The sequence below is a fragment of the Vibrio sp. V39_P1S14PM300 genome, from assembly GCF_009904765.1.
GTDB classification, from domain to species: Bacteria; Pseudomonadota; Gammaproteobacteria; order Enterobacterales; family Vibrionaceae; genus Vibrio; species Vibrio proteolyticus.
On sequence record NZ_WXWP01000001.1, the window covers coordinates 1 to 9,189 of the forward strand.

At 51.7% G+C, this 9,189-nt stretch carries 9 protein-coding genes; 8 read left to right on the forward strand and 1 reads right to left on the reverse strand.

All coding sequences use genetic code 11. The annotated features are described in order from the left end of the window. Positions 1 to 183: 183 nt before the first annotated feature. From CAG65_RS00005 to CAG65_RS00040, 8 genes are all read left to right on the forward strand, one after another. The gene (locus CAG65_RS00005) at positions 184 to 1,140 is read left to right on the forward strand and encodes an AAA family ATPase (protein ID WP_161451345.1); all 957 of its coding nucleotides are present in this window, start codon (positions 184 to 186) and stop codon (positions 1,138 to 1,140) included. Between the two features lie 14 nt (positions 1,141 to 1,154). Then, positions 1,155 to 2,084, forward strand: coding sequence for a DUF58 domain-containing protein (locus CAG65_RS00010; protein ID WP_161451335.1), 930 nt, complete (start codon positions 1,155 to 1,157; stop codon positions 2,082 to 2,084). A 6-nt stretch (positions 2,085 to 2,090) separates the two neighbouring features. Continuing rightward, positions 2,091 to 2,555, forward strand: coding sequence for a DUF4381 domain-containing protein (locus CAG65_RS00015; RefSeq protein ID WP_161451337.1), 465 nt, complete (start codon positions 2,091 to 2,093; stop codon positions 2,553 to 2,555). Between the two features lies 1 nt (position 2,556). Then, a complete protein-coding gene (locus CAG65_RS00020) occupies positions 2,557 to 3,525 on the forward strand; it encodes a vWA domain-containing protein (protein ID WP_021704852.1) in 969 nt (322 codons plus the stop codon). After that, positions 3,518 to 5,341 (forward strand): VWA domain-containing protein, encoded by a 1,824-nt coding sequence (locus CAG65_RS00025; protein WP_161451339.1) that lies wholly within the window; start codon positions 3,518 to 3,520, stop codon positions 5,339 to 5,341. The genes CAG65_RS00020 and CAG65_RS00025 overlap by 8 nt, the downstream gene beginning before the upstream one ends. Next, a complete protein-coding gene (locus CAG65_RS00030; RefSeq protein ID WP_237668703.1) occupies positions 5,341 to 6,996 on the forward strand; it encodes a BatD family protein in 1,656 nt (551 codons plus the stop codon). The genes CAG65_RS00025 and CAG65_RS00030 overlap by 1 nt, the downstream gene beginning before the upstream one ends. A 101-nt stretch (positions 6,997 to 7,097) precedes the next feature. Beyond that, complete coding sequence (locus CAG65_RS00035) at positions 7,098 to 7,400, forward strand: PTS fructose transporter subunit IIB (protein WP_021704855.1); 303 nt, start codon at positions 7,098 to 7,100, stop codon at positions 7,398 to 7,400. Further along, positions 7,397 to 8,185 (forward strand): PTS sugar transporter subunit IIA, encoded by a 789-nt coding sequence (locus CAG65_RS00040; protein WP_161451342.1) that lies wholly within the window; start codon positions 7,397 to 7,399, stop codon positions 8,183 to 8,185. Before CAG65_RS00035 ends, CAG65_RS00040 begins: the two co-directional genes overlap by 4 nt. Here the strand turns inward: CAG65_RS00040 and CAG65_RS00045 are convergent. Beyond that, entirely contained in the window at positions 8,173 to 8,991 is an 819-nt protein-coding gene (locus CAG65_RS00045) for a helix-turn-helix transcriptional regulator (protein WP_161451349.1), read from the reverse strand. The genes CAG65_RS00040 and CAG65_RS00045 overlap by 13 nt on opposite strands. Positions 8,992 to 9,189 lie beyond the last annotated feature (198 nt).

Genomic DNA, 9,189 nt, shown 5'->3' on the forward strand with positions numbered 1-9,189 from the left:
ATCTTATTTTTCCGAATTGAAACACTTGCAACAATCTGTGCGGTCCCCATTATGTAGAGAACTGATTTTTCGAATAATTTGGACTGTACACTTTACGTCCAACCGGCATAAGTACGACCTGTTTACAGGGAACTTTTTGATAACTTAACTCACTAATTGGAAAAAATTAGGAGATCGACATTGATGAAGTCACAAGCCCTTCAACAACTTCAAGACTACTTAAACGGGCAGGTAATCGGTCAGTCCGAGCTGGTCAAACAGCTGCTGGTCGCACTACTGGCAGATGGCCATATCCTGGTCGAAGGCCCTCCTGGCTTGGCCAAAACACGCGCCGTTAAATCATTGGCAGACTGCATCGAAGGGGACTTTCATCGTATCCAGTTCACACCGGACCTCCTGCCAGCAGACCTGACCGGAACAGACATCTTCCGACCAGAAACAGGCGAATTCACCTTTCAGGCGGGGCCGATTTTTAACTCGCTGATTCTGGCCGATGAAATCAACCGGGCACCCGCCAAAGTACAGGCCGCGATGCTTGAAGCCATGGCCGAAAAACAGATCACAGCCGGGCGTAACACGTACCCACTGCCAGCGTTATTCCTGGTCATGGCAACCCAAAACCCAATTGAACAGGAAGGCACTTATCCGTTACCGGAAGCACAGTTGGATCGCTTTCTCCTTCATCTTGATGTCGACTATCCCGACGCACAAAGTGAACTGGAGATCTTGCGCTTAAACCGTGGTGAAGCCATGGGAACCAGTAAGGCGCAGCCACCAGTGCTATCACAGCAGGATATCTTTGCCGCTCGCCAGGAAGTGCTCAACATACATATGGCGGAAGGCATTGAGCAGTACATCATTCGTTTGGTGATGGCAACCCGTCAGCCAACGCAATACGATGATAGGCTGGCACAATGGATTGAGTTGGGCGTCAGTCCCCGAGCCACCATCGCTCTGGACCGATGCGCTCGGGCGCATGCATGGTTATCCGGTCGAGATTTCGTCTCTCCGCAAGATGTTCAGGCAATGGCTTACCCGGTACTGCGTCACCGTTTATTGCTCACTTACCAGGCACAGGCCGAAGGCATGCAGCCGAATCAGGTCATCGACCACCTGCTCTCATTGGTCGGCAGCGCATAACGGTTGGATAAAGCATGAAGCAGCCTCAAACGCCCACCTGTCCACCAAATGCCGACGGCGTGACATTGTCACTGGATGAATTGCTTTATTACAAGCAGCAGACGGTGCACTGGCTACCGCCCGCCAAAAGCTTGTGGTCGCAGATGCTCGGTCAGCATCAGAGTCGTCAGCTTGGACGAGGTATGGACTTTGCTGAAGTACGCCAGTATCAGCCCGGGGATGATATCCGCAGTATCGACTGGCGAGTCACGGCCAGAACTGGCAAAACCCACACCAAGCTGTTCAGTGAAGAACGCGAAAAGCCGGTGGTGCTCTATATCGATTTGAGCAGCAGTATGATTTTCGGCTCGACGCTGATGCTGAAATCCGTCCTAGCTGCGCACATGGCGAGCCTAATCAGCTGGCTGTCCGTGGCACAAAAAGATAGGATCGGCGCCGTGATAGACACCGGAACCCAGCTCGTCGAGCTGAAGCCGACCAGCCGTAACAAGGGGCCACTCGTGCTGATTCAGCAATTGATCACCTTGCACAACCAATTGCTCCAACATCCGGCCAGTGAACGTGTGGATTCGATGACAAACGCCTTTCAGGCGCTGAATCGTCTATGCCCTAAAGGCAGTGAGGTCATCATGATCAGCGACTTTGTCCGTATGAGTCAGCAGCATCACATCCTGTTAACTCAACTACGCCAACACAACCGGGTGCGGTTCGTACACATTTCTGATCCACTGGAACAAGGTAAGACCCGCTACCGTGGTGTTGAACAAGTCTCAGACAAAAAAAATACGCAGTGGTTAGACTTCGCCTCGCGCAAAACGCGCCAGCGCATTGAACGAGCGTTCGATTCGAAACAACAACAATTGAAGTCTAGCGCCCAATCTCTGGGCATTACCTTTACTTCGCTCTCAAGCGACCAATCCTTACTACAACAATTATCTGGATAATTTTGAATGACCGAACAAGCTAATTCTTCGCTTCTTCCCTTAAACCCGATGCACCTGCCAGACGCGCCTTCGTGGTTTCCTCTGGCATGGGGCTGGTGGGCGATAGCTGGCACGCTCGTCCTGGCAGTATTACTGTTCTGGATGCTGATGCGCCGTAAGAAAAAACATCTGGCACCGAAGAAAACCGCATTACGCTTGCTTGCGGCGAACCAACACCCATCCAGTGCAATTGAACTGGTTCGTCAGGCCGCCCTCTGCTACTTCCCACGTGAAGAAATCGCCAAATTAACCGGCAAAGAGTGGCATGCCTTTCTCGACTCTTATCTCAATACTCCGCTGTTTGAACCAAATCAGGAACAGTGGCAGCGAGCACTTTACACCAAAGAACCTGTCGCCAGCGCCGATATGCTGGTCCAACATTGTGCCCAATGGGTAAACGAAGCCCTGCCACCGAAAAAAAGGAGAGCTTAGATTGGCGAATATTGAACTGGCTTGGTGGTGGATGCTGGCGCTTCTTCCCCTGCCTCTGCTCATTTATTGGCTAACTCCATCAGCCCGTAAAACGGCCCCCATTTACCTTGCGTATTTACCCAGGGCTGATGCCAAATCGTCGCCGAAAAACGTCTCTGCCCGAGTGCTGGCTGCACTCGTGTGGATAGCGCTGATCATCGCCGCCGCGCGTCCGGTGTGGTATGGCGACCCAGTCACAACGCAACCTAAGCATCGTGACCTGATGTTGGTAGTCGACCTGTCTTATTCGATGAGCCAGAAGGACATGAAACAGGGTGATAACTATATTGATCGTCTCAGCGCGGTCAAACATGTTCTGACTGATTTTATCGCTAAACGTCAGGGGGATCGCCTTGGCCTGGTGCTGTTTGCCGACCATGCCTATCTGCAAACGCCACTGACGCTAGACAGAAATACCATTTCAGAGCAGCTCAATTCCGCCGTGCTGCGCCTGATCGGCACCAAGACCGCCATCGGCGAAGGCATTGGCCTGGCAACCAAAACCTTTATCGACAGTGATGCGCCTCAGCGCGTCATGATTTTACTCAGTGACGGCAGCAACACGGCCGGTGTTCTCGATCCCATCGAAGCGGCCAAAATTGCCAAGAAATATCAGGCCACCATTTATACCATCGGTGTAGGCGCCGGCGAGATGACGGTACAAGACTTTTTCATGACCCGTAAAGTGAATACCGCGTCGGATCTGGACGAGAAAACACTGATGGAGATCGCCAAAATGACCGGCGGGCAATATTTCCGAGCTCGCGACAGTCAGCAGTTGGCGACCATTTACGACACCATCAATAGCCTGGAGCCTGTCTCTGAAGGCAGCCAAACATGGCGTCCTGAGCAGGAGTGGTTCGGTATCCCGCTCGGTATCGCTCTAGTGCTGTCTGTTGTCCTGTTCATCATCCGGAGGAACCATGTCTGACTTCACCTTCCTCTGTCCATTCTGGTTATTGGCACTGGTCCCTCTAGCCGTACTTTTGGCCTGGCTCGGAATCCGGTCTCGCAGCCAGACGCTGATAGCGCCGCACCTCGCGAAAGCCATGGGGTTAAGCGGTAACCAGCGTTCAAAATCCGCACTGCTGGTGATCGCTTTGTGTTGGCTGATCGCGGTGGTTGCCTTGGCAGGCCCCAGCCTGCGTACAACTGAACGGCCAAGTTTTAAAAACGCTTCGGCACGTGTACTGGTCATGGATATGTCGATGTCGATGTATGCCACCGATATCAAACCCAACCGACTGACTCAATTGAAATACAAAGCCACTGACTTACTGCATCGCTGGCAGGAAGGCAGTACCGGTTTGGTCGCATACGCAGGTGACGCCTATACCGTGAGTCCGATGACAGAAGATACTCGTACGATCACAAACCTGATCCCTAACTTAACGCCAGAATTAATGCCCTACCCTGGTGCTGATGCGGCGTCCGGGGTTCAGTTGGCGATCGCCATGATGAAAAATACCGGACTGGAATCAGGTGACATTGTTCTGATGACCGATGATCTCGACATTCAGGAGCGCAGCAGCATTGCCTCTCTGCTGTCCGGAGCCCAATGGAAATTATCCATACTGGGTGTCGGTACCCGCGCTGGCGCTCCCATTCAGCTTAGTGACGGTTCGCTACTGCAAACCGAGTCCGGTACGACAGTAGTTGCTAAGGCAAACTTTACTAACATGCAAAAATTAGCCAAGCAAACCGATGGATTCTTTACCCCGGTTCAACTCGACAGCAGTGATATCAACGCCATCGCTGCGCGCACGCAGGAAGTCAGTACTACGGCCGACAAAAACACTACTCATCAGGTTGAAGATAAAGTCAATGATGGCTTCTGGCTGGTATTGTTCCTATTGGTGCCCGCTGCTCTGATGTTTCGTCGTGGCCTGGTTTTCTCGCTGGCTTTGCTGAGCGTGCCGTGGCTGACTCCAACCCCCGTCCAAGCCAGCCCCTGGTTAAATCAGGAGCAAACGGCCATGCGGCTTTATCAGGCTGAAGATTATTCCAATGCCGCTCAGGCATTCAGTAGTCCGGAATGGAAAGGCGTCGCGCAATACAATGCAGGGGATTTTGAGGGCGCCATTGAGTCGTTAAAAAACGTGCCTGGCACTCGTGGCAAATACAACCTGGCCAATGCGTATGCGCAGCAACGTGATTTCGATAAGGCCATCGAGCTGTATGAAGACGTCCTCAAACACGATCCGAGCAATCAGGACGCGCAGCATAACCTGGATGTGGTGAATAAAGCCAAACAACAGCAACAGCAACAGCAACAGCAACAGCAGGATAAGTCCGAACAGAATCAATCGTCAAAACAATCTGACTCAGACGGTCAAAACGGCGATCAGCAGCAAGCTCAACAAAACAGCTCGGGCTCAGACAATACCGACACATCGCCGCAACACAACGCTCAGCAATCACAACCGGACCGCTCAACGGATCAGAATGATCAGTCAGCGGATCACGAGAACACTCAGAACAGCGAACCTGAGCAGAACACAGGCCAAGCCGAGAGCCGCGCGCAACCGCAACCGACCAAACGCGCTTCGGACGACGCAGCCCAGCCGCAAGATCCCAGTGCAGAGGCGAATGCGGTTCAGACTGACAACCAGCAACAGGTCGACCCAGAACTACGCAAGTTGGAGCAAGTGGAAAGCGCGCGGGACCCAAGCCGCTTATTACGCGCCCAACTGATGCTTCAAGCTCAACAGAAACAACCTCCTAAGAACTCAGGTAAACAGTGGTAATGATGAGACATCCTATTTTGAAACTGATCACCGCCCTTCTCCTGGCTGCCAGCCTTTTCAGTCCGGCAAGTTATGCCGCGACCGTCTGGGCCAGCGTCAGTAAAAACAAAGTCGCCAAGAACGAAGTATTCCAGTTGAGAGTCGTAACTGACCAAAAAGTCAGTGCGGACGCCATTGATTTCAGTACGCTTGAAAAAGACTTCTATGTGGGTCGCCCTGGGTTTGGCTCTTCGGTCAACATTATCAATGGTGACCGAACCGTGCGCAGCGAGTGGAACGTGTCGCTGGCCGCTCAGAAGCTTGGGAAAATGATCATTCCTGCGTTTGATATCAATGGCGATAAATCTCAACCGATTGCGCTTCAGGTTACCATGGACGAGCAGGATCCTAACATCGCCGATCTGGTTGAAATGCGTGCCAGCCTCAACAGCAGCGATCTCTATCCTAACGAGAGTGCCACGCTGAAAACCCGCTTGATCATCAAAACCGATCCGCGCCGTTTGCAAAATCCTCAAGTCGAACCTCCCGCAGTTAATGGCCTCACGTTGACACAAATCGGTGAGCCCAACCAATATCAAAGCGTACTCAATGGTGTTCAGGTTACCGTGGTGGATCAAAATTACCGCGTCACGGCCGAGAAAGCCGGAGAGTATCAACTGAAAGGTCCATCGTTCAAAGGAGCGGTGATTTACGGCAGTTCAATGACCGGAACCACCAAAATGATTAATGTCGATACCGCTCCTAAGCAGTTCGACATTTCGGTGCGACCAAAACCAGCTGGCTACAAAGGTGTCTGGTTACCCACGACGCAACTGACCCTGCAACAAACCTGGACCGACAGCAGCGGCAATCCGATAGCAGCAGATGTTACCTACCCTACGAAGATCGGAGACGCACTTACCCGAGAGATCACATTGGATATCACCGGTCTCAGTTCAGAGCGCTTCCCGGACATCAAAGTAAACTACCCGGATACCATCCGGGTCTACAGTGAGAAACCGCAATTCAGCGAACCGAAAAACGGCGTAACCCGTATGACGTTAAAGCAGGTGTTGATCCCACAAAGCACGGGAGATATCCCGCTCAACAGCATTTCAATCAACTGGTGGAACAGCAAAGCCAAGCAGCAGCAAACCAGTAAAATCCAAGGCCTGACACTGAACGTGTCACCGGGTGAAGCACTCAATGCCGCGCCGGCCAACTTTTCTGCCCCTGTGGCAGCAACGCCTGCAATCTCACCAGAAGTGCAAACCGTCACCGTAAAAGATCGCGGTATCTGGCCGTATCTCACCGGATTATTTGCGGCGCTGTGGCTGATCACCGTCATCATCGCAATAAAAATGCGCCGTACGCCGCGTGCCGTTAAACCTGAGGTAGCGACAGCATCGGGGTCGATCGTTGTTCAGGTAAAACAAGCGCTTGCTCAAGGCGATACCATTCGCGCTCAGTACTGTGTTCATCAGTGGATGACAGAGCTGCCGCTGAGCCAAGAGGAGCAGCGTGATATTCAACATGAACTGGATGCGATGAATGCATCGAGCTTCAGCTCGTCACCCTCTCGTTGGCAGCCCTCCGCCTTACTAAAACAGCTGGCTAAATTGGACAAACGTCAACGCAGCGCATCGTCATCACCGGACCAACTGGCCCGCCTTTAAACCAATAGCGCCTGCGCGCACAAAACGGTGTATCAACCTTAGCGTTGTTACACCGTTCGTTTTAAACTTGATGCCATCTTGTTTCCATCATCGACATCCACATGAAAATCATCGCTGTAACCGCTTGCCCAACCGGCATTGCCCACACATACATGGCCGCTGACGCACTCAAAAAAGAAGCAACCAAGCGAGGCTTGTGCCTGAAAGTGGAAACCCAAGGGGCTATGGGTATCGAAAACCCGCTCTCTGTCAGTGATATTGCACAGTGCGATCTCGTCCTTATCGCCTCGGACATCGACATAGAGCAACGCGAACGTTTCCATGGTAGCAAGATCATGAGCGCCTCGATAGAGGAAGTGTTGACTAACGTCGTAGCCGTGATTGATCGCTGTCTGAAAGTATGATTGTCAGTCGCATCACATTCTGCCTGCCTGGAGACGGTGTTCCCGGATGGCAGTTGAGCGAACTGAAAGGGCTGGCGAGTCTGTTTCGTTCAGTGGTGGTGTGGATCAACATCACTCAGAGCCGCCAGGCGAATCTTGAACACGGGCTAAAAATGCTCAGCGTCAAAAACTGCCGTTATGATCTGTGTCAGCTAGCCATCGAAGGGTTGGACGCCGAACTGGCGTGTATGGTGCTGACAGAGTACATCAGCGAAAAATTCGATCTGGTTGCCACCACACATAACAGGAAGCGCATCGCTGCCTACCAGTTGGGCAACTACCCGACACTGCAATCCCCGGTCCCCCTCAACTGGCATTTTTTGCATTCACATCGCAATGAGACGGAGGACAAGAACCATCTGCTTGCCCAGTCCGCCATGTGCGCTAACCCCAGTCGTCAAGACGTGTTGTATCAGGCATTGCAGGCGAGAGAAACAATCTCATCAACCTTGATCGGACAGGCACTGGCACTGCCTCATATCATGCACAGCGACGTCACCGTGCCGACGATAGTATTTCAGCGACCAAACGCACAGGTAGTCTGGCATCAGAACAAGGCACCGGCACATCTGGTCATCACTCTGTTTATCCCCTCACCGACAGATAGGCAAACCCTCATCCCCTTTACCCGACTTACCCGTTGGTTACTCAGCGAGCCCCATCAGACACTGCTGCTGGACAATCTGGACGATTTTACCCTGCGCATCATCATCAGCCACATCATGGCGACCTATCAGCCGGAGTGAACCGTCACTCGGTATTCTGACGGCGTCAGGCCCGTGCGGTTCTTAAAAACACGAAAAAAGTAATTCACATCCTGAAAACCGCAACGCGTCGCCACTTCTGGCAGGCGAAAGTCATAACGTTTGAGCATGAATTTCGCACGCTCAATCCGCACCCAGGTAATATAATCAGCCAATGTCATATGCCCTTGTTGGCGGAACATTCGTGACAGATGGTTTGGCGAAATATTAAATCGATGTGCGATACTCGAGCGTGTGATAGTCCGGTGAAAGTTTTCCTGAATATAAATGCAGATCCCCTGGTAGAGATCCTCACTGCGCTTTTTGGTTGAAACGACCGGACTCTCGAGCATCGTACTGCTGTAGCTGAGCAATGCCAGTAGCAAATGTTCATCCATCGGACGCTTGTTCGGCTCACGGGCCAGGGCATTCAGCGCTTCGAGAATGTGGTCAATCGCGTGTCCGGTCCGGGTTTGGATACTGTGTTTTCGAACGTCAAAAAAACCCTCTTCGCCTTTCTCTTTACTCACCAGACTGAAGCCGAGCTGACGGCGACCAAACAGCAGACTCAGTACCGAGCATGACTCATCCCAATGCGGTTTATTCCAGCAGTTGGGAGGAATGTACAGCGCATCCCCCGAATGGATACTGATGGTCGAGATACCGTGTTCATTATCTTCCATTTCGTTCACATACGTGCCTTTGAGTACCAGCTCCAGACGAGGAAAGTTAACCTGATAACTGAACGCCGGCGGTGTACATTGATCGCTGCCAAACCAGATACGATTGACGCTCTCTCGCTCTGCCATCACGACATCAATCACATTTTTAAAGGTATCCACCGCACTCTCCTATCCAAACAAGGTGGATACTTTAGTCCAACCTCATAGCCAATACCACAACCTTACTTTTAATACCGACATATTCAAAATATCAAAAAATCAATTTATCTAACTGTTTTTATTCATTTTTAAAACCAAACAATAACCATCCATTTAACTCAACGA

Excerpts from the sequence above, each read along its gene's own strand:
- CAG65_RS00040 (WP_161451342.1), top strand. The coding sequence starts at position 7,397 with ATGATTGTCAGTCGCATCACATTCTGCCTGCCTGGAGACGGTGTTCCC.
- CAG65_RS00010 (WP_161451335.1), top strand. The coding sequence starts at position 1,155 with ATGAAGCAGCCTCAAACGCCCACCTGTCCACCAAATGCCGACGGCGTG.
- CAG65_RS00045 (WP_161451349.1), bottom strand. The coding sequence starts at position 8,991 with ATGGCAGAGCGAGAGAGCGTCAATCGTATCTGGTTTGGCAGCGATCAA.
- CAG65_RS00015 (WP_161451337.1), top strand. The coding sequence starts at position 2,091 with ATGACCGAACAAGCTAATTCTTCGCTTCTTCCCTTAAACCCGATGCAC.
- CAG65_RS00030 (WP_237668703.1), top strand. The coding sequence starts at position 5,341 with ATGATGAGACATCCTATTTTGAAACTGATCACCGCCCTTCTCCTGGCT.
- CAG65_RS00005 (WP_161451345.1), top strand. The coding sequence starts at position 184 with ATGAAGTCACAAGCCCTTCAACAACTTCAAGACTACTTAAACGGGCAG.
- CAG65_RS00035 (WP_021704855.1), top strand. The coding sequence starts at position 7,098 with ATGAAAATCATCGCTGTAACCGCTTGCCCAACCGGCATTGCCCACACA.
- CAG65_RS00025 (WP_161451339.1), top strand. The coding sequence starts at position 3,518 with ATGTCTGACTTCACCTTCCTCTGTCCATTCTGGTTATTGGCACTGGTC.